This is a genomic window from Paraburkholderia flagellata (genome assembly GCF_021390645.1).
In the GTDB taxonomy this organism is placed as follows: Bacteria; Pseudomonadota; Gammaproteobacteria; order Burkholderiales; family Burkholderiaceae; genus Paraburkholderia; species Paraburkholderia flagellata.
Genome location: NZ_JAJEJT010000002.1, coordinates 589234 through 612188 on the forward strand (window position 1 = coordinate 589234; position 22955 = coordinate 612188).

Below are 22955 nucleotides of genomic sequence, written 5' to 3' on the forward strand. Positions count from 1 at the left end.
CGCAGACCTTTGACATGGCGAAGCTCCGCCGCCGACGGCTAGCCAACAACATCGTGTTCCTGCTCTCGGTTCTGTCGACCGCGTTTGGCCTCTTCTGGCTGTTCTGGATTCTCGGGACGACAGTCGTCAACGGGTTTGAAGCGCTGGGGCCCAGCCTGTTCACACGAATGACGCCACCAGCGGGAGAGAACGGAGGCCTCCTCAACGCGCTGTATGGAAGCTTCCTCATGATTGGCATCGCTGCGCTCATCGGTGTGCCACTGGGGCTGATGGCCGGCATCTTTCTCGCTGAATACGCGCGCAGTACACGTCTGGGTAGCGTCATTCGATTCGTCACGGACATCCTGATGAGCGCGCCCTCGATTGTCATCGGCCTGTTCACCTACGAACTCATCGTCCGTCAGCTTGGGCATTTTTCCGGCTGGGCAGGTGCCGTCGCATTGGCCATCATCATGTTGCCCGTGGTTATCCGGACGACGGACGAGATGCTCCAGCTCATTCCCGACAGCGTGCGTGAAGCAGCGCTCTCCCTCGGACTTCCACGTTGGAAAGTCAGCTCACGCATCCTCGTGCGGGCTGCGAGCGCGGGCATTGTCACTGGCGCGTTGCTGGCTGTCGCGCGCATCAGCGGCGAGACGGCACCACTTCTATTCACGGCACTGAACAACCAATACTGGTCGACTACTCCGAACGGACCTCTGGCCAGCATTCCCGTCGTTATCTTCCAGTTCGCGATGAGCCCTTACCAGGCATGGCACGCACTTGCCTGGGCCGGTGCGTTCCTCCTGACGCTGTTCGTTCTCGCACTGGCCATCGTTTCCCGTACCGTTTTCAACCGCGCCCATGCCTCAAGTTGAGATGCCATCCGCCAGGGCGAGCAACGTGCGTATCAGCGTGCGCGACCTGAATTTCCACTATGGGCGTCGCCAGGCACTGTTCGACGTCAGCGTGGACTTTCCCGACCGTGAGGTGACTGCCATCATCGGCTCGTCGGGATGCGGAAAGTCGACGCTGCTCCGGGTCTTAAACAGGATGTACTCCATTTATCCGGACCAGGTCGCAACGGGCACCGTTGAACTCGAGGGCAGGAACATCCTTGCCGATGACTTCAAGCTCAACGAGCTACGGCTCAAGGTCGGCATGGTGTTCCAGAAACCCACTCCGTTCTCGATGCCGGTATACGACAACGTCGCGCTGGCGATTACACATCACGAGAGGCTCAGGCGAAGCGAACTCGATGAGCGGGTGGAGTTCGCTCTACGACAGGCGGCGCTGTGGGATGAGGTCAGAGACAAGCTTGACCAGAGTGCGCTCGCACTTTCCGGCGGTCAGCAACAACGTCTTTGCATCGCGCGTGCGCTTGCGATTGGGCCGGAAGTGCTCCTGCTCGACGAGCCGACATCTTCCTTGGACCCGATTTCGGCTGGCAGGATTGAAGAGTTGCTCATCGAGCTTCGCAAGCACTACACCGTGGTCATCGTGACGCACAACATGCATCAGGCGGCCCGGTTGTCGGAGCACACCGCGTTTATGCATATGGGCCGAGTTGTCGAATTCGGCACAACGGAGCGGATTTTCGCAAAGCCCTCACAGAAGGCGACGGAAGACTATGTCACGGGCCGATTCGGCTAGGAGTCAACATGACGACAAAGCACCTTTCCACACAGTTCGACGCCGACCTGGATGCTGTTTCAGACCAGCTCATGGAGATGGGTGGTCTCGTCGAACAACAGATTGTGCGCGCGATGCGCGCGTTTGCTGAACTCGATAGCACTGCAGCAGAGCAGGTCATCGAGGACGAGCATCTGGTCAACACGATGGAGATTGAGATTGACCAGGAGATTGGCAACGTCATCGCACGTCGTCAGCCCGCAGCCGGAGACCTCCGGCTACTGATGGCGACGTCCAAAACAGTCACCAACCTCGAACGCGTTGGAGACGAAGCCCGAAAAATTGCAAAGCGAGCAGTGCGCATCGTCGACGAAGATGTCACGAGGTGTATCGACGTTGCCGATATCAGGGTGGCCGGAGAACTGGCAATCGGCATTCTGCGCAGGGCACTTGATGCGTTCTCCCGCCTTGACGCGACATCGGCCGCACAGATTGTCCGCGACGATGAAGCCATTGACGAACTGTTCAGGGCGTTTGCGCGGAAGCTCATCGGCTACATGGGTGAAGACCCCCGGTGCGTCAGGGTGGGGCTTGATTGCCTCTCTATTGCGAAGGCCATCGAACGTATTGGCGACCATGCGAAGAATATCGCGGAGTTCGTCATCTACGTTGTGAGTGGTACGGACGTGCGACACGTGCCGAGAGACACGCTTTACCGCGAAGCCGAAGGCGCTGACGAACAGGAAGAGTAAATGCCAGCCAGCATTCTTATTGTCGAAGACGAGCCCTCCATCCTGGAGCTGTTGTCTGCAAATGCCCGACATGCAGGCTTTTATCCAATGGAAGCGCCCGATGTGCCTGCTGCTCGAACACTGCTGAGCGAAGTGCTACCGGACCTGATTGTGCTCGACTGGATGTTACCAGGCATATCGGGAATCGCATTTCTACGAGAGTTACGCACCGACAGCCGCACAAAAGACGTGCCCGTCATCATGGTGACCGCTCGCGCCGACGAAGACGACTCCATTAGCGGGCTCGAGGCCGGTGCCGATGACTACGTTACCAAGCCGTTTTCGCCAAAGGAGCTGATGGCGCGCGTCAAGGCCGTTCTCCGACGCCTACCGCCTGACCTCGAGAGCAGTTCGGTCACCGTCGACGGTTTGACTCTGGACCCCGCGACACGACGCGTATATACGACACGAGATGGCACCGAGCAACGGCTCCATTTGGGACCGACCGAGTTCCGCCTTCTCCACTTCTTCATGACGCGGCCGGAACGTGTTCATAGTCGCCGTCTCGTTCTTGAACAGGTGTGGGGCACTGACGTGCCCGTTGTGGAGAGAACGGTGGACGTGCACGTCAAGCGGCTTCGCGACGCGTTGAAGCCAGCCGGGTATGACACCTTCATTGAAACGGTGCGTGGAAGCGGCTACCGGCTGTCGAGGATAGCAACGGCCCGGCATTTAAAGAGTGCCGCCTAGCAAGGGCGAATTTTTCGCCGATGCGACGCGCCTTGGAACGCAAAGTTGACACCCGTGAAAGCGACCCGACACCATGCAGCACAACCCCGCGCCGGCTCTTCGGACCAGCAGGACGCGCAGACAGCCCGTGGTCGCGGGTATGGCCGCTATCTGTTCTGGGGATGGCTCCGGCTGGTACTGGGAATCGCCCAGATGGCGCTCGTGGGTGCCGCTGTCGTCGCATTCCTGTACGGCGGAGTGTCCGACGTGACCGTCGGCTGTTTCCTGGCCGCAAGCGCCGCCACGCTGCTCAGCCGCGTTCTCTACCATGGTCGCCATCAACCTGATGGCGACCAGGAACCGTAACCATGCTGTCCTTGTCGCACCTTTGTCGTCTTGTCAGGTTTAGAATACCCGGCTAACTCAAGCGACTACGTACCATGAAGGAAAAGGACGCAATCAAAGCTCTGTCTGCGTTGGCCCAGCCGACGCGCCTTGCGATTTTCCGCCTGCTCGTCACGGCCGGCCCGGACGGACTGAGCGTGGGCGTTATCCAGGAGTCACTGGACCTTGCAAGCGCCACCTTGTCGTTCCATCTGAAGGAGTTGACGCACTCCGGTCTCGTGTCTTCTCGTCAGGAAGGGCGCTTTGTGTACTACGCGCCCGAGATTGAGCAAATGAATGACCTTGTCGGTTTTCTCACGGAGAACTGCTGCCAGGGCGTGGATTCGGCTGCGTGCACGCCGAAGAAAAAGGTCAAATGCAAGCCTAAGGCCGTTCCTGCCTGACTGATTCGGCAGGGATTGGCGTAAAAAATTGGCCGCCCCAGGGGCGGCCATTTATCTTTCAATCTCTTAACAGCAACTGGATTTTCGCGGAATCGTTGCAGGGATGGAGGTCGTCGGCATGCAGCAGGCTCCGCCTTGCTCCGATGCCGTCTGGCTATCCGCACCATAGAGGGGAATGTTCCCCAGCGTGTGCCAGGTTTCCCATGGCACGCCCGCCGGGTCCTTTGCCCAATATTTGTTCGACGATGCGTAGCAGCACTGCGCACCGCGCTGGTCAACGACGTCCAGGCTCGCCGCAAACGCCTGCTCGCGTAGCGACGAAAGTTCTTCGTCACTGTCGACCTGGAAGCCGAGGTGGTTCACACCGGTTGCACCGCTTCTGGCCGAAATTGCGAAATTGACGCGCGGGTCCTCCAGCATCCACTTGGCGTAGTCGTCCTTGAGCACAGTCGGCTCAGCTCCGAAGAGACCAGTGTAGAAGCGCACACTTTCGTCGAGCTTCGGCACCACAACATGTACATGGAATCGCTTCATTTACGCCTCCGTTTCGTTGGAAGGGCAGGCGCATTCCTGCGCTGCGCAACAGTTTTCGAGCAAAAAGTCGATGAGTGCCTGCATGTTGTCGTAGTTGGCGCTGTAGATGACGTGCCTTCCCTGTGAGCGCCCCTCAATCAGGCCAGCGTGACTTAACTCTTTCAGATGGAAGGACAGGCTCGGCGCGGGCATGTCGAGTGCCTCGGCTATGGCACCTGCACTCATGCCGGGTGGCCCTGCCGTAACGAGCAGGCGAAAAGCGGCAAGACGGGATTCCTGTGCGAGCGCCGCAAGCGCCGTTACAGCCAGTTTCGTGTCGATGGTGGCCATGACGATTTACTCGAGCTCTTCCTGTTCCGACGCTTCGTCCAGACCCATCGCCAGGGACGCAAGGTCGCTCTTCGGGTCGAGTGGCCGGTCGGCTTCGACACGCTCGCTGTAGCGGTCGACGAGGTAATCCGCGCGCCCACGAAGCAGCAGCGTGAATTTCACCAGTTCCTCCATCACATCGACCAGCCGGTCGTAGTACGACGACGGTTTCATCCGTCCGGCTTCGTCGAACTCCTCGTACGCCTTCGCAACTGACGATTGGTTGGGGATGGTGAACATGCGCATCCAGCGCCCGAGCTGACGTAGCTGGTTCACCGTATTGAACGACTGGGACCCGCCGCTGACCTGCATGACTGCGAGCGTTCGTCCCTGGGTAGGACGAATGCCCCCCATCTCCAGAGGCAACTGGTCAATCTGCGTCTTGATGATTCCCGAAATCGTGCCGTGACGTTCCGGGCTGCACCATACGTGTCCCTCGGACCAGAGGGACAACTCCCGCAACTCCTTGACCTTGGGGTGGTCGTTGCCTTCGACAGCATCGGGAAAAGGCAGACCGAGTGGGTCGAAGATGCGGGTCTCGGCACCGAACAACTGGAGCAGACGGGCGGCTTCCTCGACAAGGAGGCGCGAATACGAGCGCTTGCGAAGGGAGCCATACAGCAACAGGATGCGGACCGGCGAGGCGTCGGGCATACCGAGTCGGGCTGCAATGGATGTGTCCAGAAAATCCGGCTTCGCGGCGGGGAACGTCGAAGAATTCACGAGGGTAGTCATCACGGTGTATCAGCTAATCTTCAATGATTCCAAGTTTATGGAAATATCAAAGAATTGCAAGTAGAATCGATTCATCGAGCGACTGCGTCGCAGCGACGCACCCACCCTAATCAGGGCCGCACCACAGGTGGTACGACATGGAGCGCAACAAATTGAGTTCGAAGACGAAGACGTTGGAGCCCGGTGGCTCGCCGTCGACAGAGAAAAACGGATTGGTCGCGACATGGGCGCTCGCCGTTGCGCAACTCGTATCGTGGGGTTCTGTCTACTACGCCTTCTCGCTCTTTGTCGTGCCGATGGAGCACGCGATGGGCTGGAGTCGGACACATACGAACGCCGCGCTATCGTTCGGTCTGCTGGTGTCTGGCCTTGCGGCTTATCCACTTGGCACGTGGATTGACCATGGTCACGGTCGGCGAATCATGGTCCTGGGCTCGATACTGTCGAGCGCCATGCTGCTGCTCTGGTCGCAGGCCCAGACGTTCGGAACGCTCTTCATTGTCTGGGGTGGTCTCGGGGTCTCGATGGCAGCGACACTTTACGACCCGGTGTTTGCCATCGTTACGCGTGACTATCCCCGAAGCTTCCGCACGAAAATCACACTCATTACCCTGGTGGCTGGCTTCGCAAGCACCGTATTCATTCCGCTAACGCAGGGCTTCGTCGACTGGTTTGGTTGGAGGGGCGCGCTCGTCGCACTTGCAGCACTCAATCTGGTCATCTCGTTGCCCATTCACGTTTTCGCAATCGACTCACATGCTGCAAGCGCGTCCTCAGATAGCCTGAGAGCGAAGATACGAGAAGCGAACAAGGCGTCAACCCGGCGCGCGTTGCGCACCCCAACGTTCTGGGCGCTCGCAGGGTGCTTCACGGCGTACTACGCGACGTTCGCAGCGCTGACGTTTCATCTTGTCCCGCTGATGGTCGAGCGAAGGGTCTCGAGCGCAGTAATTCTGACCACGATGGCTATCATTGGACCTGCGCAGGTCATCGCACGCGCAGTTTGGTTTGCCGCTGGGCGCAACGTGAAGCCGGCAGTCGTTGGCATCGTAGTGACGACAGTTTTCCCCATATCCGTGGTGGTCCTTCTGCTGGCTGGGACATCTCCCTACGCGCTTGCCGCGTTCGCACTTCTCTACGGCGGTGCGAACGGCATGATGACAATTCTGCGCGGAACCATCGTGCAGGACCTGATGTGGACGGAGGGGTACGGTGGAATCAGTGGCCTGCTCTCTATGCCGTCAAACATCGCGAAAGGCATTGCACCAATATCCGCAGCAGCGATATGGAGCATCGAACAAAGGTACGCACCGGTTGAATGGGTTGTGCTATTGGTCTCGTTGATTTCGGCTGCAGCGTTTGTGCTCGCAATCTGGTTTGCGCGGGAGGTCCACTTGAGCAAGCACGGACCTTCTCCACGCGTGCTTGCTCGAGACTAAACTCAAAGGGAGGACTGCGATATGGAAATTCGGAGCGCTCGTACAGACGAAATTGATGCGATACGCGAATTGCTTGCTCAGTGTGGCCTTCCAGTGGAGGACGTATCGGGTTCGGCGCCAATACAGTTTCTGGTGGCGGCGGTGGATAGCGACAGTACGATTGTCGGGTGTGTGGGGTTGGAGGCCTATGGCGCTGTTGGTCTGCTGCGCTCCCTGGCGGTCGCCGCGGATGCCCGCCAGGGGATGAATGGATTTGCGCTCGTTGCGGAAGCGGAAAGTGTGGCCAGACGAGGGGGCATCGAAGAACTGCATTTGCTCACGACTACGGCGAGCGGGTTCTTTCTGCGAAACGGATACGAGGTTGTCGGTCGCGAAGTTGTACCGCTTGCCATCAAGCAAACGACGCAATTCTCGGCGCTATGTCCCGCTACCGCGGTCTGCATGAAGAAGCGCATCGGGAACATAAACGCGCTGCGGCCTTGATTTGGCGTTGCTTGCTGCAATGGAGTAGTTAGTGGCTACAGGCAGTCATCATTCTGGATTCCTCATGGTGCAGGACCCTTAAGTGCATTGAACTGCAGTACCGATACCGTGTACCGATAATGAGAGAGGCGTGCCGCTGAATACAGTGTCACGACCAGGAGTAGTGCAAGCGCTAAAGCAGCGATCCTGTTTCTCATCGATACTTGGCGCCCGTGATCGCTTAGAAGCCACCCGGCCGTGAAAATTACTACAGCGATCAGGGTGTTACCGTAAAACTGATAGGGACGCTTGTCGTTTTTTTCCGCAACGAGATAGGCTTCGAGGCGGTCCTTGCTGGCTAAAGAAGAATATACGGGGTCGGCCCGGTGGATGCCGCACGCTTGAGGATCTTGCCGTACATCGCAAAAGACCGGAATATCAACCGTGAACGAGCTGTCGATAAGGCCGGCCCGCCAGATGCTGATAGTCATCCCCACAACAACGATCAAACAAACACTTCCAAAGATACTGCCTGCAAGGTCTTCACCACGCGCGCTGGCACTCAAGAGGTTCGCGACTGGGGCTAGAACGAACGAAATGCCCAGCGATGCGATAAAACCCGGAATAAGGTAGGCGATGAAAAGGCCGAAATCGACCGAAAGCTCAGGCATGGCACCCCGCCACTTAGTCTCGTTAAAACACGACACGCTCTGCATGCCACAGTTCGATGTAACGCAAATATGGCGGCCTCCAATGATCAAGTTAGCACATTTTCTCCGGAGCTCGACGACTCCTCAGCAACTTGTCTCCGGTCGTACGCCATTCGCGCCACGGGGGGGGCGCGGCGCCCGTCGCAGACCTGCGTGTCCTTCGTTGGACTGATAGGTATCCACTCCGCTCGTGGAACTGTCTCGCAATTGCGAGTGTATGGGAAAGCCTGACTGGCCCACGCTGTTTCGCAAATAGATTGCAAACGCGAGACGCCCGGTGCAAAGAGAAGTGCGTAGTGCCGGACATTAATGTCGAAACCGGGTGCGTTTGGTTGCATCATCGACCGCCACGCCGTTTCCGCCGTAACACTTGCGTAAAGCGATCGGCAGCAGTCAGGCCGACCTGTCGCCGGCGCCGCTGGGAATTCCCAGTGCAGCAAGTTTCGCCTGAATTGCGATATTCACGCTTGGTTCACTGATGCCTAGTACGGGGTCCGTAAGTACGAGGTGCTCACGCGCCATGGCCGGCCACCCCTCACCGTCGTCGTCCAGCGATAGCCACCCGTGGCGCCGACGGCGCTGGACGTCCGCCCTGATTTGCATGCCTCGTGGCATGGCTGCAAACAGGTGCGCGTCCATCTCGCCATGGAATGTGGCGCCAACCACCCGCGCCCGCAGGGCCACTGTCGCTGGCGACGTCCAGCGCGGCGAAGAGCAGGGGCTTCTTGAACTTCATGTAAGTTCCTAGGGGAGCAGGGCAGCCGGTGTATCGCGAAAACAGGCTGCTATTGCATGCAGGCAGTCGCCAAATAGGGCGGTGAAAAGAGAAGTGAATTTGGCGTTCGCCCGCGCACGGAATCCATTCGCGCGCTGGTCTACGGTGCTGACGGGAGACTGCGGCCAAGAACAACGGGGATAACCATGAACGCATTCCAGAAGGCGTGGCGTGGCGAAGAGAGGTTGTGGAAGGTCTGGTGGTTGGGGGGCTGTGGGCTCGCGATACTCGAGTATTGCTGGGGCAGGACCATCGTGCGGGGCTTGTACTGCGCAGCACCTGGCGGCCCACATGGCGACGCCCAGTTCGCCTATCTGCTCGCAACCACTCCGATACTCTTTTTGTGGACTGCACAATGGCGTTGTGCGTTTAACGTCACGTGGCGTCCATGGGGCTATCTCGCACGCATCGTGTTACCCATAAGCGTAGTGATCTCGTCGTTGAGCTTGTTGCACGGTTTCGCGTTGTTGAACGACGACCCCGCGGCGTGGGCTATCGAGCGAAGCACACCGCGCCCTTCTGCGTCTGCGGGTCAGTCCTCTCCACCCGTCGCCGTGCAGACACCCCAATACCTGCCCTATCACGCGCCGGAAGTTACCGCGGCTGAGCCTCCCGCACCCGCAGCGCCCGCGCAGCCCTACGTCGCCGAAACTCCGCGCTACCCCACAGCGAATGACTGGCAGGCAGCACCGACCGCGGCTGTACCCGAACAACGAGCCATGCCACCGCTGCTCGGCCGGACTTCAGCCTCCACGCAGATTGCCGAAGAGAGCGGCGTGGGTGAAGTCGCCTTCCAGCGCCTCCCAAACAGCGCCATCCTCAAGCTGACGGACCAGATTAATGGCTGCCGCGGTGGACGCTATTTTTATGAGGAAGCCGGAGACGGCCTGACATCCAGGGATGGCTGCTGGGCCGCCCGCGCTCCCTCCATCATCATTGAATACCGTGGCGGCGACACGTTTCAGTATCCTTTGGACTCCTTTGTAGCAGTCTCTTACGTCTTCAGCGCGTTGACGCAATAGAAAGCGGCAAGCAGAAGGGCTATTGCTCGTCTACGGCAGCACTGGCCTCAAGGGAGCGGCGGATCAGGTACCAGCAAAAATTCAGGTCGGACAGCTCGGCGGCGTCATCCTGTCGGCCCATGTGATTCGAGACGGGGAACGGCGGTGCGCGCGACTGGTCGATACGCGCGGGTGCGTGGATGTGTTTGCAGTAGGCGTCGACGCACGCCGGTGAGCGCGCATGCGCCAGGGCATTGGAACAGATGCGGCAGGCGCCGCACCGGCGGCGCCCGCCACGTCAATAGAAGACTGCGAATCCTGTGTGTCGCCTTACCTCAGGAGGTGTTTCCTGCTTTCCCGGCTCGCTACTTCTGCTTCAGCCTGGCCGGTGTCCTGCTCCTGGCGCCGTGGCAGTTTCCGATTCTGCGGCCAACGCTCAGTTTGTTCCTGGTTTTGCCTCGCGGGTATTCCGTCCCTAGCGCTTTGACCGTTGCCCTGTCTGCGCCTTGTAACCGGTCGATGGGGTGAAACTCATGCGCGAAGGCCCCACAAAGCTTTGCAACCATAAGGAGGATGGAGACTGCGACCGCGAATGTCTTTGCATTCAACCACGTTTTAACCCTGCTTTTCCTTCCTGCCTTCCTGGTGTGCTTATCCGCTTTCTTCCAGTTCTTGAGGATCTTTCTGATTTTCCGCTCTTTCATTTCTGGCTCCGAAGAGACACCCGGAGCCAACTGAGCTTTTAGTACATACCTTAGGGGTCGATCCTTCATTTGCTGCAACTGCCATTGAAGACCTCCTTGCTCAGCTTGCACGACGCCGGAAATTGGACGCCGGTTGGGTTGATGGGATTTGCGGTAATGCAGCAGGAACTACGCGGGAATCTACGCGGTAGAAACCTGTCCGCCCACCACATCTTAAAAGTAGCACTGTTTGGCTTCCGAATTCGCGGCTTTTTGGCGCGATCGGCCCTCGGCGTATCGTCGATAGGTCGCGGGCCGTTTCGGGCGGCTCGGCGCACTACGCCCAGCGTTGTGATGGCGGCTGGCTCGTGCGGAGTGGTCTGTGTGCGCTCGCGCACATTGATATTTCATAGGGCTTTCGGGTACCTGACGATCAGATATCGTCGAATGGTCTCCTTCCGCACGACGGCAACAGTGCAGCCGGCGAGATGGCGTGCGAGATGACGATGGCCGCGCTTCGCGAGATCCGCGATGAAGTGCGCGCATTGACCGGCAGCGCGGCGGTCGAGCAAGCCCTGAAGAACGACCAGATCGCCGCGGTTGTGAACGAGCTGCGCGACATCGCGGTTGAGTACCACGATACGCAGCAACTGCGCGGGCGGCTCTCGCGTGTCGTCGTACCGCTGCTGAAGTCCCTGGACCGGGCGCAGGCGGTTGCTGACATCGCGTGTCAGGCACTCAAGTTGAACGATGGCGCCGCCGCCGGTCGCTCGACGCGCAGTCCGCCCAGGATAACCCCAAGGGTGGCGCTATTGAGACGCTGGCGCTCGCGTGGTGTGAGGAAGCGAATTGCCGGTTCGTAAAGACCCAAATGGGTTTCCCGTGCTACGAAGCCAAGGATGCCGCGCGCTTCATCCGCGATGAATGCTGCGTTCGTCATCTTGCCAATGTCGAATACGACCCTGCCGCGAAAGCCCGTTTCGAGCGCAACATCAGTGGTCCGTACCTGATCTGGTGTGCCCGGCAGGGCGTGAGCACCGGCGTCACCCACGAGTAAGAAGGCGAAAACCCGCCGGCGGCCTGATTGATAAAAAAATGAGCAGCAAGCTGGGCACGAGCGCCGCACTGGGCGTTAGACCTGGAACCGGCTCGCCCTTCGGCAGACGGCGCTGACCTCTACGCGACACCCACTGCGCCGACAGCGTACGACCCACACCAGATAGCCAGTCTGACCGCCGTTGATTTTAAGCGGTCGTTGGCGACGTATTGGCGCATACAATCCGCTTACGCTTTCAAATATAGTTGACGTATCAACTTAATATCCTCCCGCGAACCAATACAGGCCCGTGCGGGATGCCAAAGCGAAAGGCCGAGCGCCATCATGAACTGTCTCTTCAAAGCAATCGTCGTTGCCGCGCCCCTGGTGCTAGGTGCCTGCGCGGGTACGAGTCTGCCAATGTCGGCCGCGCCTGCGCCTGCGCCAGTGCAAGCTCATGCGCCGGCCCCGCTGCCGGCCGCGCATGCTGCCCCGACGTTCAAAGGCGAGCAAGTCCTGCTCGATCCGTCCTCTGTCGTGCGAAACGGCCGCGGCGTCTACTTTCTCGCGCTTGATGGCAAGCGGACGGTGCGCGTGAACTTCGATTGCCCGAGCCATACTGGTAGCTATCGCGAAGATGGCGTGTTCAGAACGTTCGCACTCGATTTCGAGCCGCGCTTCAAGAAGGCCTCGATGGAGGCGTGCGGCGAGCTGCCGATGCCCGAGCCCCTGCCTGACGCGCAGAAGCGCCTCGTGAATCCGAATCCGACGAAGGCCGACGAGGAGCGCGCGCATCGAGACTTTTTCTGCGGGTCGTTTTCGGCGATGCCGCTCGGACAGAAGCTGGACCTCATCGAAAGCGCGAAGACGAACCCAAAGCTGCGCAAAGACATTGAACCTTGCATGCGCGCCATGCGTGCCAGCTCCTACGAATGACGGTCAGGCATCATGGCGAGCCCGGGCAAATGTTAGCTAGCGCGCGTTTGGCTTTCAGTTTGTCTTGGTTCATGGTGGATATGTCCACTAGACTGCCCTCGTCATTGGCTACGGGGGTAGTTCAAGATGAAGAAGAAAATGCTGTCATCGGGGGTAGGCCTGGTGCTTGTTGTCGGCAGCGCACTCACGGGTTGCAGCACGGAGATGCAACACCGTGAGCAGGAGGCTCACGAAGTGTTCGTGACGTGTGAGCGCGCTCATCCGGGCGCGTGGCAGACCCAGTGCCACGCCGAGTACGATCTATGGGCCCAGTCCATGTCCGCGGCAATCGTTGAGCGCACCAACAACACACAGAATGCCAATGCGTTCGGCGCCGCAGTGCTGGGCACGGGCCTCGCGGTGCTGGGGGCGGCTGCGTCGGCCCAGGCGTCGCGCGAGACCTACTGCTGGCACGACCGATGGGGACGTCGGTGGTGCAACTGACGCAGTAGGCTTGGCTCAACTACAGAGGGGACGATATGAACAAGAAACTCGTGGTGTGCGCGATGTCAGCCGGCGTCCTTGCGCTGGCAGCCCTGCCCGCCTGGGCGGATACGGATACGCGCTGTATTCAGGTGGCGGCGGCAGCACTGAAAATCGCTGACCATCGTGTGCACGGCGTCAGCGAGGAACACCTGGTCGAGACCACCACGCAGACGGCTGCCGAGAAGCACATCAATCCCATCACACGGGACTTCACGATGCGCATGATCCAGAGCATCTACCACGATGAACCGTATCGTGACCAGCCGCCTACTCTGGTCAGCGAAGCCTGGTTAAAGGCCTGCGACGCCACGGGCTATGAGGCGATGGCCACCGCCCGCTAAAACGAAACCCGCTACATCTTTCGATGGGCGGGCGCAGAACCGTTTACCCCCTCAGGCCTGCGCTTACCGCCGCCAGTATGCCCACCACAATCAGCACCGACGATACTTGCAGGTAGTAGATCGCGACCATTTTCCGGATAAAGGGGAAAAGAAAGTCTCGTCTCTTTTTCGCGGCGGCGACAATGACGGCAGCGCGTGGCGGCCAACTCGCCCCGTCCAGAATAGCGCGCAGGACGACTACAGCAGCAGAAACTACAAAAAGATATAGAGGGATGCAGAAGAGGAACGCAATACCGAGAATATCAATCAGCAGCGCAGGCGACCCATCAGGTTGATTATTCCAGCGTAAGAACATATACACGATCCAAACAATAGAGATTAGTGTAATACTGAGGGTGGCGCCCTGCCTCAAGCCACGCGCCGCTACGGCATTCAGAGCAGCGCTCCTCCACCGTGCCGAAGCCGCCGCAGCAACATCTTCATATTCCTGCGTTTCAGCGACGTTGTAAGGAAAAAACGGAAGGCGGCTATATGTTCTTTCAACTATATACATGGATCTTATGAGGCTTGCGAGCGCAAAAAGATAAAAGATTGTTATATCTATTGTCGCACGGGGAACGTGAAGCCCTAACAGCGGTAAAACATATATACGCAGGGGCATTACAATCAACGCCCTGTAGAACTCTATTCCATTTTTTAGGAAGCCCTTCCAATTCTTGATATCTTCGGCTAGTGAGGCTATCGAGCTTACCGCCAGGAAGCCAGAAAGCAGGAGCCACGCCCTGAGCGGCCAGGACGCTTTGCGCCACACCGATACAACTTCGTCAACATCTCCTTTCAGCCCCATTTTGCTTCCTGCGAGCGCCGACCGCTCAACACGTCATTTACCACCGTCCGCTTCGACTATCGCTTTAGCCGGCCGCAAACAAAAGCATAGGAAGAAAATGAGAGAACCTGAAGGAGGATAGGGAGGCGGGAATCGAGCAGACGGAAGATTGGCACTTTGGTGCGCCGCTCGAAACGAAAAGCCCGCCGCATCTCTCGATGAGCGGCCTGAGTGACCTTCAGGTTAACTCGCAGGTGCTTCCGTCCGGGCAGGTCAGATCTTGTGCTGCCTTGACCAGGTTGAATACGCCGTTGAGGGCGTTGTGAGCTTTGCGAATGTCTTCGGACACGATGAAGCGTTGCTCTGGCTTCAGCGCCTGATGCTGCGCTTGGGGTTGCCGCTATCGACATAGCCCGGATGGTCGACGATTTCGCACACGGCATTCACGACCTTGATTTCAACGATGATGGTGTACACGATTGTTTTCTCCGGGGGGCGCCGACGTTACTCGTCGACTTCCTTGAACGGGTGGGTGAAACGGGTTCATGGCGGACGGCTTTGCCTTGTTGCCCCCGCTCGCGCGGGATATTTCGCTGCGTCTTCAATCGCCACGGCGAGGTTCCATTCGAGCGATGTGCTCGTGATGCACGTCGGCCAGCCACAGGCGAATGCGCTGCTGCGAATTCTCATCGCTGATACCGCGCGTCGGGTCGAGAAGCAGGAAGTGGTCGACCAGCTCTCCAGGTTCCTGTCCGAACCTCTCCGCGCCTAACACTGCGTCGTCGATTGCGAGCCAGTGCTTTAGCCGTTTGCCATAGGCATAACTGACGATGACATGGGTGCGTTCAGTGCCGTCGAGCACATAGCTGCGACGTGGCTTAATGCTGCTGGTCGTACCGACGACGCGCGGCCGCAGTTCTGGCGGCAGGTAGCCAATGACACGCTCCTCTGGCAAGCGACGGACCCACGACGTTGTGAGCACAATCTCAACGTCGGGATATGGCGCCAGCAGTTCGGCGAGTAGGGGCGCAAATTCGAGAAGCGGGCGTCCCGAGTCGAGTGTTATCTCATCGTCCTCGCCGATGTAGGCGTTGCCCGCATGGAGTGTTCCATCGAAATCTACGAATAGTGTTGGCTTCATGTTGTCCATGACCAGAGGCACCGGTAGTGGCTGCTCCCGCCGCGAACGCTGCTCCATCATCTTGTACCAGTCGACACTATGGCCAACTGCCTCGAGAGCGTCGCTAGCGTCATCCCGTTTCATAACGAGCATCTCCAGTCCGAACCCAGCGAGCACCAGAAACAGAATGTCGGTACCGACGGACAGTCCATCCTCGATGCGACTCAAGTCAGCGGCATCAACATAAAGATTGTCAGCGGCGTCGAGAAGGCTAAGCTCGCATCGCAGCCTGAATTCGCGAACCAGCCCGCCGAGCGCGCAAAGATCTGCGGCGTGCGGGACGAGCGTCGAGTTCGACGTTGAAGTTGAAGTTGAAGTTGAAGTTGAAGTTGAAGTTGAAGTTGAAGTTGAAGTTGAAGGCATAGCGGTGGTCTGGGAGACAAAATGGTTCCCGGCTCCCAGAGACGGTTACCGGTTGAATAGCGCGCGCACGCGGGCGATGAGCCATCGCCGCTCAGCAGGAGCCCCCACCTTGATGAACTCTGACCAGGCAGCCGGGACGGCTCCTGGCGTAGTGCCAGCAACGCTCGCGCCGCGTATAACCACTCATTCGTTGTCGGCTTTTTCGTGCTCGGGACAGCGCGTCTTCATCCAGTCGTTTCCAACCAACCTGCCGCGATTGCCGCACACTTCGCAGAGGCGAGTGCTCATCAACATGGCTACTTGGATCATGCCCGCCTGATAATCATTTGGTCCGTCCGCGTAAAAGCGTAGTCCGCCGAATTTTTCTTTCACCTGCCGGGCGACGACTTGTGGCGCGCCAATTTTTGTCGCGTACTGTAGATTGACGCAGAGGACGTCGAGCAGGTCATACCACCCGTCGCCGCATTCGAAGCCCCAAGTAGCAAGGAGCGTTGGCTCAGCAGGGACGTCGGGGTCGTCGGGATCACCAATTGGGTCGGCAGTAAAGATGAATGGGTAGTCTGCGCGCAGCTTGGCTTCCAGTTCTGGACTCAAATTTTTTCTCCGTTGTTGGTGCATCGATGCAAGCCGATTGAGCCATGTTGTTTGTCGCTCGCGCTCATCGCGGCGCCGCGTTTCCTGCGTTCCGATCTCGAGTAGATCGCGCGAGGGTCGGTCACGAAGCTGCCCGGAATGCGATAGTTCCTCATGTCGGGATCCCATGCACGATCCGCCCCAGGATGGCTTCCACCCGCTCGGCGCCGGCGGAGTCAGTCGTCGCAGCTTCATATGGCGTCTTGCCGCCGAGTTCAGGATGCGGGCGGTGCATCCAGGTGTCAGCGTCGGCCGCGTCATCCCAGACCTGCGTTGCAAGGCGCGGGAGCCGCCAAGCTACGCTCGGGCTTTCATGCCAGGCTTTCATGTCGTCTACGCACACACCACTGACGGGTGGCTTTACGCAGCCTGCCCGCTCCGCGATTGACCTGGGTTTCTCCAGGTTTTGGCTTCCCTCGAGCGGCAACCCGTTTTTTTCAACTAACTCGTTGACGGCCTTGATGAACTCAGGAAGCGAATCGAGGTAGGCGGCATCGACCACGGACGTTGGCGATGACGGGGCTCCGGCTAACACCTGGCTGCGCTGATCGGTAAGGCCGTCGTCCGGGTCGCGGCGGGAGACCCGGATCCACTCGCCGAGGGTGGCCTTGACGCAGTGCTGACACATGTCGAGGCTTAGCTCGGAACAGTCACCAAACACCGAATGGAACCCGCTGCGCCAACTGAGCGACACCCGTTCGTGCCATTCGCCGTCCTCCGGGCTCATCCGGAGCCCACACCGGTCGCAGGTGCAGGCAGCTACTTCCAGGATGGCCTTCTCACGGTATTCGAGCATGTGTTAATCCTTCGGCCACCCCGGGGGGCGACCAGAAACGTTTTATGCGGGCGTCACCGCCTGCTCCAAGGGGGCCTCTGGCACAAGGCAGTCATCGCAATACACGCGACGCAAGTAGGATTCGCGAAACCTGCCGGACCTGCCACAGCTCTCGCAGATATAGCGAGCACTCGCTACTGCGTTGTCTATGTAAGTGCGAATACTTTCCGCCACATCCGCCGGGCACATGGGACCATGCTCAAACTCCACTTTGAGTTCACCATCGACCTGCGAGATGGTTGTGCAGATGGGAAGGACCGGGGAGGTCGCACGGCCGGTCTCTAGCGCATATTCCAAGGCTGCGATCTGGTCCGGACGGTGGAATTGTTCGCGCCACAATGCACGCAGCTCGGACTCGACGTCACGCGCCAGCGTTTCAACAATCCGAAACCAGCCGACCCCGCACTGAATGCCAAAGTGCGAAATGTTGTTCGGGTATGACGTGGGATAAAGGGCTGCGCGGAAGAAGAGCGGGTAACTCAGCATCCATGCGTGCGGCTGCGGGTGTTTAGCCATCTTGGTCATGCGGCGCACCGCTGCCGAGTCTTCGATTAACCGTGCGCGATGCTGAGCTCGAGGAGCAGTCACGAATAAATCTCCGTCATCGACTTACCGCGGGACGAACCCATCCCTCGCGGAAAGCGATTGTGAAAATGAAGTTTCCTGCCGACGCGTGACATTGACATTCGATGTTTGCGCGGCATACGAGTTGGACATCTCAGCCGCAAATGATCGCCGAGCCCCTCTCAATTGAGGATTTCCCGAAGTGTAGTTGTGGGAATGTGAACTGTAAAGAGTGCCACTTTATAAAGTGCCACTTTATACGCTGTAGATTTTGAGCGCGTGATGGGTAATGCTCCTGCCCCATATGGCAGAGAACATCACATCGCGCCAGGCTTCATTTCGTGAGCGGCTCGCGAGGAATCTCAGATTCTTCCGCGGGCAACAAGGCTTATCCCAAGAGAATCTCGCGGACCGCGCTGGTATCCATCGCACACACATCGGCCAGCTTGAGCTTGGGCGGCGGAGCGTCACGCTCGATACGCTCGTGTCATTGGCTCAGGCGCTCGGCGTGGACGAGTTCGAGTTGCTGGCTGAACGGGATGACGTATCCGTTCCGGTGAAGCTGGGCAGAAAGAACAAGCTTCGCGCACAGCAAGAGGAAGGCTGACCGGCAGAAAACGCAGCGTTCACTTCGACGTTTCTCGCGCTCCAACGCACCGATTTTCCTTTCAACCTCAATGCTCGTGCACCCGCTTGCGGCTCGTGATTCGAATTGTGACCGGTGTCGACGCAAACTGATGTCAAGACCGAACGTCCAGCACAGCTCGTTAGCCTCCGTCGACGATACAGAACATAGTCACCTTCCTGCGACACCACATCGTTTTCTTGTCCACTAAAGATAGGTCCCGCATTCGCTGAGCTTCGGATTTACTCGCGTATATCGCCGGGCCACTTTGTTCGCTCAGCGGTTCGAGCACTTCAAGAAGAGGCTGGCCTTGCACGGAAGCAATTCGCAACTCGCCTTGAGACAACACAGACCTTCATCAGCAAATGCGAGCGCGGGGAACGCCGGTTGGACGTTGTCGAACTCTGTAGCTGGTGTGAGGCTCTGGGCATTCCCGCTGGGGAGTTCGTGGCCGAACTTGAGAAGAAGCTGTAACCGACCGATTGCGATCGTTGACAGCGTGGTGCGTCACCTAAGAACCAGCCGAGGTTTAGCCGTAAATGCGAGTTACCCGTGTGCACAACTCTGCTGCCCACACCGCAAGGGCGTGGACAGCTGCCCTTCGGGCAGTGCCAGAGTTGCGCACACTCGAAGGTCTGACGCGCCGGCTATGCCGGCTTGCCCCATTCGTAGTGAATAAAGCCAGAACCCCGCGTTTGTGATCTTCAACTGACACAGAACGATGTCTGTCCGTAAAATCGAGGACGACATCTTCGCCGACTTCGAAATCGAGCCCGCGCCGCGCCTCGCGGCCTTCGACGGCCTGGCGCGCGTCGTGACGATCGGCAGTTTCTCGAAGACGATGTCGGCGGCGGCGCGCTGCGGTTTCATCGCGGCGCGCGCGGACTGGATCGAGCCGCTCGTGGATCTCAAGCTCGCGGTCGCGTTCGGCAATGGGGAGATGGTGGCGGAACTCGTGCACCGCCTGCTCGTGGACGGCACGTATCGGCGGCACCTGGACAGCTTGCGCGCGAAACTCGCCGATGCCATGGGCGAGACGCTGCGCCGGCTTTCGGCGCTCGGCCTCGCCGCGTGGACGCGTCCGCAGGCGGGACTATTCGTGTGGGCGCAATTGCCGGGCGGGCTCGACGCCGCGCAGATCGCGCGCGAGGCGCTGGGGGAAGGCGTGGTGCTCGCGCCGGGCAACGTGTTCAGCGTGTCGCGCAGCGCGGGCGATTTTCTGCGTTTCAATGTTTCGCAGTGCAATCGTCCGAAGGTCTATGAAACGTTGCAGCGTGCGATGGAGCGCGTGGCGCAGCCCGTCTGAGCGACGGCGTGCGCCACGCCAGGATCACGGCTCGTGGCGCAGATACCCTTCCTTGCCCGGATCGCGCATGCGCCACGACACGACCAGCGCGACCGCGCAGACTGCCGTGACGTACCAGTAGAACGTGGTCTCGCTGCCAACCGACTTGAACCACAGCGCGACATATTCGGCCGAGCCGCCGAACACCGCGTTCGCTACCGCATACGAAAGGCCCACGCCCATCGCGCGCACTTCGGGCGGGAACATCTCGGCCTTGATGAGACCGCTGATCGACGTATAGAAACTCACGATGGCGAGCGCGGCGATGATGAGCGCGAACGCGGTCACCGGGCTCGACACGTCCTTGAGCGCGTGCATGATCGGCACCGTACCGAGCACCGAAAGCGTGCCGAACAGGATCATCGACGTGCGGCGGCCGATCTTGTCGGAAAGCGCGCCGAACACCGGCTGCATCAGCATGTAGACGAAGAGCGCGCAGGTCATCACGTTGCTCGCGGTTTTCGCGTGCATGCCGGCCGTGTTCACGAGGTACTTCTGCATGTAGGTCGTGAACGTGTAGAAGATCAGCGAGCCGCCTGCCGTGAAGCCCACCACCGTGAAGAACGCGCCCTTGTGCTGCCACACGCCGCGAATCGTGCCCGCGTCGCGCTTGTGGCGCGACTCGCTCGTCGAGGTTTCGTCGAGAGACTTGCGCAGATAGAGCGAGATCAGTGCGGCGGCTGCGCCGACCACGAACGGAATGCGCCAGCCCCAGGCCTTCAGCTCTTCCGTGGAGAGCGTCTGCTGCAGGATCACGAGCACGAGCAGCGCGCAGAGCTGGCCGCCGATCAGCGTGACGTACTGGAACGACGCGAAGAAGCCGCGCCGGCCCTTGAGCGCCACCTCGCTCATGTAGGTCGCGCTCGTGCCGTACTCGCCGCCCACCGAAAGCCCCTGGAAAAGGCGCGCGAGCAGGAGCAGGAACGGGGCGAACGCGCCGATCTGCGCATAGGTGGGCAGCATGGCGATCACGAGCGAGCCGCCGCACATCATGAGAACCGAGATCATCATCGCGCTGCGGCGGCCGTGGCGGTCGGCGATACGGCCGAACAGCCAGCCGCCGATCGGGCGCATGAGGAAGCCCGCGGCGAACACGCCGGCTGTGTTGAGCAACTGCGTGGTGGTGTTGCCGCTCGGGAAGAACGCGGGCGCGAAATACAGCGCGCAGAACGAGTAAACGTAGAAGTCGAACCACTCGACGAGATTGCCCGACGAGGCGCCGACGATGGCGAATACGCGTCGCCTCGTGTCTTGCGCGGATAGCGTGGCTTGGTCGGTCTGGACATCCATGGGTGGGTCTTCTCCTGAGTGGTGTGTTTTATGGCGAGCGACCGTCATGCAGCCGTCGCGAGCGTTCAAATGCGCGCCGCCGGGTCCCGCGCGCGGTGCCCGCGATTTTAGCTAACTGTAATTAAATGTGTGGGAAATGTAATTCGCGTGCGAACAGGCCCCATTAGACCGATGCGATGCCGGTTCGCGAGGCAAAAAAAAGCCAGCGGGGAGCCGCTGGCCGGAGGGGGAAAACAGGGGAGCGTGTGCCGAACGCGCTCAATGCTGCTTGCGCAACGGCACGTCGCGCAGCAGCAACGACAGCGCGAACGAGAACACCACCACGATCGCAGCCGCGAGATAAACCGTGTGCAGCGCGCCGGCGAACGCATCGAGATACTGCGCATGCAGCGTGGGCGGCAGATGGTGGATCACATCGGGCGTGAGCGGCTGCGGCAGTTCCACGTCGGCAGTGAGCACCTTTTCGAGCCGCGCGTGCAGCCCATGCGAGAACACCGCGCCAAAGGCAGCCACGCCCACCGAGCCGCCAATCGAGCGGAACAGCGTCGCGCCCGACGTCGCCACGCCCATATGGCGAAACTCCACGGCGTTCTGCACGGCGAGAATCAGCACCTGCATCACCATGCCCAGGCCGCAGCCGAGCAGCCCCATGTAGAGATACATGCGATGAATGGGCGTGTCGATCTGCAAGCGCGCGAGCAGCATCATCGCCACGGCCACGAGCGCCGTGCCCGCAATGGGGAAGATGCGGTACTTGCCGATTTTGCTGATGATGCGGCCGGTGATGATCGACATCACGAGCACGCCGCCCATCATCGGGAGCATCTGCATGCCGGCCTGCGAGGGCGTGGAGCCCTTCACGACCTGCAGATAAAGCGGCAGGAACGTGACCGAGCCGAACAGCGACACGCCCACGATGAAGCCGATCAGGCTCGCGAGCAGGAAGGTGCGCTCGCGAAACAGTTCGAGCGGGATGATGGGCTCGGGCGCATGTTTTTCCTCGTGGATGAAGCCCGCCACGGCCACCACACCGAGCAGCAGCGTGAGCCAGAGCGTGGGCGACGTCCACGGCAGGAGCGAGCCGCCCTCGCTGGTGAAGAGAATCAGGCAGGTAAGGGCGGCGGCGAGCCATCCCGCGCCCATGTAGTCGATCTGGTGCTTCACGTGCGCGGCGCGCGGCTTGAATACGGCGCCGATCACCACGAGCGCGATCGCGCCGAGCGGCAGGTTGATGTAGAAGATCCAGCGCCACGACAGATGCTCGACGAGAAAGCCGCCGAGCAGCGGCCCGATCACGGTGGCGATGCCGAAAACGCCGCCGAACATGCCCTGATACTTGCCGCGCTGCGCGGGCGGGATGACGTCGCCAATGGCGGCCATCGTCACGACCATGAGGCCGCCGCCGCCAATGCCCTGCAGCGCGCGCAGCACGATGAGCTGCTCCATGTTCTGCGCCACGCCGCACAGCGCCGAGCCGATCAGGAAGATCACGATGGCGGCCTGCAAAACGATCTTGCGCCCAAACAGGTCGCCGAACTTGCCGTAAAGCGGCACGACGATCGTCGAGGTGAGCAGGTAGGCCGTGACGACCCACGAGAGCCGGTCGAGCCCCCCCAGCTCGCCGACGATGGTGGGCAGCGCCGTCGAGACGATCGTCTGGTCGAGCGCAGCCAGCAGCATGACGAGCAGGAGCGCCGGAAACAGCAGCCGGATGGGCGGATGGCCGCCGGCATCGGCAGCAGCCGGGCCCGACACCGCCGCTTTCGCGCTAGCGCTGGCGCCCGCGGTGGCGGGTGCAGGGTGTTTCGTGCTGGGTTCCATCGTGTCCATCTGTCTTGAAATTAATTAACTCGGAGGTTAATATTAGGACAATTATTCCAGTTGGTCAA

At 59.8% G+C, this 22955-nt stretch carries 29 protein-coding genes and 1 pseudogene; 17 read left to right on the forward strand and 13 right to left on the reverse strand.

Going from position 1 to position 22955, the window contains the following annotated elements; translation table 11 throughout:
* Positions 1-14 precede the first annotated feature (14 nt).
* The 6 genes from pstA (at position 15) to L0U83_RS17090 (ending at position 3859) form a co-directional block, all read left to right on the forward strand.
* Complete coding sequence (pstA, locus tag L0U83_RS17065) at positions 15-857, forward strand: phosphate ABC transporter permease PstA (RefSeq protein WP_233884898.1); 843 nt, start codon at positions 15-17, stop codon at positions 855-857.
* On the forward strand, positions 844-1632 hold the full coding sequence (gene pstB / locus L0U83_RS17070; RefSeq protein ID WP_233884900.1) for a phosphate ABC transporter ATP-binding protein PstB: 789 nt from the start codon (positions 844-846) through the stop codon (positions 1630-1632). Before pstA ends, pstB begins: the two co-directional genes overlap by 14 nt.
* Before the next feature lie 8 nt (positions 1633-1640).
* Positions 1641-2363 carry a phosphate signaling complex protein PhoU gene (phoU, locus tag L0U83_RS17075; RefSeq protein ID WP_233847986.1) on the forward strand — a complete coding sequence of 241 codons (723 nt, stop codon included), beginning with the start codon at positions 1641-1643 and terminating at the stop codon, positions 2361-2363.
* On the forward strand, positions 2364-3092 hold the full coding sequence (gene phoB / locus L0U83_RS17080) for a phosphate regulon transcriptional regulator PhoB (protein ID WP_233884901.1): 729 nt from the start codon (positions 2364-2366) through the stop codon (positions 3090-3092). It begins immediately after the preceding gene.
* A 45-nt stretch (positions 3093-3137) separates the two neighbouring features.
* Positions 3138-3437, forward strand: a complete 300-nt coding sequence (locus tag L0U83_RS17085) for a hypothetical protein (protein WP_233884902.1) — start codon at positions 3138-3140, stop codon at positions 3435-3437.
* Positions 3438-3511: 74 nt separating this feature from the next.
* Positions 3512-3859, forward strand: a complete 348-nt coding sequence (locus L0U83_RS17090) for an ArsR/SmtB family transcription factor (protein WP_233847995.1) — start codon at positions 3512-3514, stop codon at positions 3857-3859.
* A gap of 66 nt (positions 3860-3925) precedes the next feature.
* Here the strand turns inward: L0U83_RS17090 and L0U83_RS17095 are convergent, their stop codons facing one another.
* From L0U83_RS17095 to arsH, 3 genes are read right to left on the reverse strand one after another with little or no spacing between them, the layout of a single operon-like run.
* Positions 3926-4393: an ArsI/CadI family heavy metal resistance metalloenzyme gene (locus L0U83_RS17095; protein ID WP_233884903.1), complete on the reverse strand. Its 468-nt coding sequence runs from the start codon at positions 4391-4393 to the stop codon at positions 3926-3928.
* On the reverse strand, positions 4394-4714 hold the full coding sequence (locus tag L0U83_RS17100; protein WP_233851927.1) for an ArsR/SmtB family transcription factor: 321 nt from the start codon (positions 4712-4714) through the stop codon (positions 4394-4396). It abuts the gene before it with no gap.
* Between the two features lie 15 nt (positions 4715-4729).
* Positions 4730-5416, reverse strand: coding sequence for an arsenical resistance protein ArsH (gene arsH / locus L0U83_RS17105; RefSeq protein WP_233886545.1), 687 nt, complete (start codon positions 5414-5416; stop codon positions 4730-4732).
* Positions 5417-5634: 218 nt separating this feature from the next.
* On the opposite strand from arsH, the gene L0U83_RS17110 reads away from it, so the two are divergent.
* Together L0U83_RS17110 and arsN2 are read left to right on the forward strand one after the other, a co-directional pair.
* Entirely contained in the window at positions 5635-6936 is a 1302-nt protein-coding gene (locus L0U83_RS17110; protein ID WP_233884904.1) for an MFS transporter, read from the forward strand.
* A gap of 21 nt (positions 6937-6957) precedes the next feature.
* Positions 6958-7419 (forward strand): arsenic resistance N-acetyltransferase ArsN2, encoded by a 462-nt coding sequence (gene arsN2 / locus L0U83_RS17115; protein ID WP_233884906.1) that lies wholly within the window; start codon positions 6958-6960, stop codon positions 7417-7419.
* Positions 7420-7481: 62 nt separating this feature from the next.
* On the opposite strand, the gene L0U83_RS17120 is transcribed toward arsN2, so the two are convergent.
* Both L0U83_RS17120 and L0U83_RS40825 read right to left on the reverse strand, forming a co-directional pair.
* On the reverse strand, positions 7482-8069 hold the full coding sequence (locus tag L0U83_RS17120) for a hypothetical protein (protein WP_233884907.1): 588 nt from the start codon (positions 8067-8069) through the stop codon (positions 7482-7484).
* A gap of 432 nt (positions 8070-8501) precedes the next feature.
* Positions 8502-8792, reverse strand: coding sequence for an HAD domain-containing protein (locus tag L0U83_RS40825; RefSeq protein WP_373321057.1), 291 nt, complete (start codon positions 8790-8792; stop codon positions 8502-8504).
* A gap of 237 nt (positions 8793-9029) precedes the next feature.
* Here L0U83_RS40825 and L0U83_RS17125 point away from each other — a divergent pair, with 237 nt between their 5' ends.
* Positions 9030-9905 carry a hypothetical protein gene (locus tag L0U83_RS17125; protein WP_233884908.1) on the forward strand — a complete coding sequence of 292 codons (876 nt, stop codon included), beginning with the start codon at positions 9030-9032 and terminating at the stop codon, positions 9903-9905.
* Between the two features lie 344 nt (positions 9906-10249).
* On the opposite strand, the gene L0U83_RS17130 is transcribed toward L0U83_RS17125, so the two are convergent.
* Complete coding sequence (locus L0U83_RS17130; protein ID WP_233884909.1) at positions 10250-10588, reverse strand: hypothetical protein; 339 nt, start codon at positions 10586-10588, stop codon at positions 10250-10252.
* Positions 10589-11067: 479 nt separating this feature from the next.
* Here L0U83_RS17130 and L0U83_RS17135 point away from each other — a divergent pair, with 479 nt between their 5' ends.
* The 5 genes from L0U83_RS17135 (at position 11068) to L0U83_RS17155 (ending at position 13405) form a co-directional block, all read left to right on the forward strand.
* Entirely contained in the window at positions 11068-11430 is a 363-nt protein-coding gene (locus L0U83_RS17135; RefSeq protein WP_233884911.1) for a hypothetical protein, read from the forward strand.
* An 8-nt stretch (positions 11431-11438) separates the two neighbouring features.
* Positions 11439-11624, forward strand: a complete 186-nt coding sequence (locus L0U83_RS17140) for a hypothetical protein (RefSeq protein ID WP_233884913.1) — start codon at positions 11439-11441, stop codon at positions 11622-11624.
* Between the two features lie 324 nt (positions 11625-11948).
* Positions 11949-12539, forward strand: a complete 591-nt coding sequence (locus tag L0U83_RS17145; RefSeq protein WP_233884915.1) for a hypothetical protein — start codon at positions 11949-11951, stop codon at positions 12537-12539.
* A gap of 204 nt (positions 12540-12743) precedes the next feature.
* Positions 12744-13022 (forward strand): hypothetical protein, encoded by a 279-nt coding sequence (locus tag L0U83_RS17150; RefSeq protein ID WP_233884916.1) that lies wholly within the window; start codon positions 12744-12746, stop codon positions 13020-13022.
* A gap of 35 nt (positions 13023-13057) precedes the next feature.
* On the forward strand, positions 13058-13405 hold the full coding sequence (locus L0U83_RS17155; RefSeq protein ID WP_233884917.1) for a hypothetical protein: 348 nt from the start codon (positions 13058-13060) through the stop codon (positions 13403-13405).
* A 43-nt stretch (positions 13406-13448) separates the two neighbouring features.
* On the opposite strand, the gene L0U83_RS17160 is transcribed toward L0U83_RS17155, so the two are convergent.
* The 5 genes from L0U83_RS17160 to L0U83_RS17180 all read right to left on the reverse strand — a co-directional run bounded on the left by L0U83_RS17160 (position 13449) and on the right by L0U83_RS17180 (position 17767).
* A complete protein-coding gene (locus L0U83_RS17160; RefSeq protein WP_233884918.1) occupies positions 13449-14252 on the reverse strand; it encodes a hypothetical protein in 804 nt (267 codons plus the stop codon).
* Positions 14253-14832: 580 nt separating this feature from the next.
* Entirely contained in the window at positions 14833-15774 is a 942-nt protein-coding gene (locus L0U83_RS17165; RefSeq protein ID WP_233884919.1) for an HAD domain-containing protein, read from the reverse strand.
* 183 nt (positions 15775-15957) lie between these two features.
* Positions 15958-16536 (reverse strand): hypothetical protein, encoded by a 579-nt coding sequence (locus L0U83_RS17170; RefSeq protein WP_233884921.1) that lies wholly within the window; start codon positions 16534-16536, stop codon positions 15958-15960.
* Complete coding sequence (locus L0U83_RS17175) at positions 16520-17203, reverse strand: MbcA/ParS/Xre antitoxin family protein (protein ID WP_233884922.1); 684 nt, start codon at positions 17201-17203, stop codon at positions 16520-16522. The genes L0U83_RS17170 and L0U83_RS17175 overlap by 17 nt, the downstream gene beginning before the upstream one ends.
* Before the next feature lie 42 nt (positions 17204-17245).
* Positions 17246-17767, reverse strand: a complete 522-nt coding sequence (locus L0U83_RS17180) for a hypothetical protein (protein ID WP_233884923.1) — start codon at positions 17765-17767, stop codon at positions 17246-17248.
* A gap of 343 nt (positions 17768-18110) precedes the next feature.
* Between L0U83_RS17180 and L0U83_RS17185 the strand changes: the two genes are divergently transcribed.
* The 3 genes and pseudogenes from L0U83_RS17185 to L0U83_RS17195 all read left to right on the forward strand — a co-directional run.
* Entirely contained in the window at positions 18111-18413 is a 303-nt protein-coding gene (locus tag L0U83_RS17185; RefSeq protein ID WP_233884926.1) for a helix-turn-helix domain-containing protein, read from the forward strand.
* 270 nt (positions 18414-18683) lie between these two features.
* Positions 18684-18905 (forward strand): helix-turn-helix domain-containing protein, encoded by a 222-nt coding sequence (locus L0U83_RS17190; protein WP_233886546.1) that lies wholly within the window; start codon positions 18684-18686, stop codon positions 18903-18905.
* 262 nt (positions 18906-19167) lie between these two features.
* Positions 19168-19725 (forward strand): annotated as a pseudogene (locus L0U83_RS17195) (aminotransferase class I/II-fold pyridoxal phosphate-dependent enzyme); the annotation flags it as partial.
* A gap of 36 nt (positions 19726-19761) precedes the next feature.
* On the opposite strand, the gene L0U83_RS17200 reads toward L0U83_RS17195, so the two are convergent.
* Complete coding sequence (locus L0U83_RS17200; RefSeq protein ID WP_233884929.1) at positions 19762-21066, reverse strand: MFS family transporter; 1305 nt, start codon at positions 21064-21066, stop codon at positions 19762-19764.
* Between the two features lie 258 nt (positions 21067-21324).
* Positions 21325-22887 (reverse strand): MDR family MFS transporter, encoded by a 1563-nt coding sequence (locus tag L0U83_RS17205; RefSeq protein ID WP_373321058.1) that lies wholly within the window; start codon positions 22885-22887, stop codon positions 21325-21327.
* Positions 22888-22955: the final 68 nt, after the last annotated feature.